The organism is Pseudomonas brassicacearum (assembly GCF_003732265.1).
Lineage (GTDB): Bacteria > Pseudomonadota > Gammaproteobacteria > Pseudomonadales > Pseudomonadaceae > Aquipseudomonas > Aquipseudomonas brassicacearum_D.
Genome location: NZ_MOBK01000091.1, coordinates 1 through 504, shown reverse-complemented (window position 1 = coordinate 504; position 504 = coordinate 1). Strand labels below are relative to the sequence as shown.

The window sequence follows — 504 nt, the reverse complement described above, 5'->3', positions numbered from 1 at the left end:
ATCGGTAGCACGGCGATTCCGATTCCGCCGGAGAAGATCGTCGCCATCGTCATCACCCAACAGGCCGATTCGCCGTCCACCGTGTCGTCGCCAGACGTCGACACCAACGCCATCGCCGATCACCTGATTACCTTCTTCAAGCAGGAAGTCGACGCCGGGCGCATGACCAACAAGCTCGGCCCGTTGCAGGCGGGGATCGGCAACATTGCCAACGCGGTGATGTGTGGCCTGATCGATTCGCCGTTTGAAGACCTGACCATGTACTCCGAAGTGCTGCAGGATTCGACCTTCGACCTGATCGACGCCGGCAAGCTGAGCTTTGCGTCGGGCAGCTCGATTACTTTGTCGGAGCGCCGCAACAGCGACGTATTCGGCAATCTGGAGAAGTACAAGGACAAACTGGTACTGCGTCCGCAGGAGATCTCCAACCACCCGGAGGTGGTGCGGCGCCTGGGCATCATCGGCATCAACACGGCGCTGGAGTTCGACATCTACGGCAACGTC

1 pseudogene is annotated in these 504 nt (G+C 59.9%); it reads left to right on the top strand.

Annotated elements, in window-relative coordinates:
• Nucleotides 1-504 (top strand): annotated as a pseudogene (locus BK660_RS30190) (propionyl-CoA--succinate CoA transferase); the annotation flags it as partial.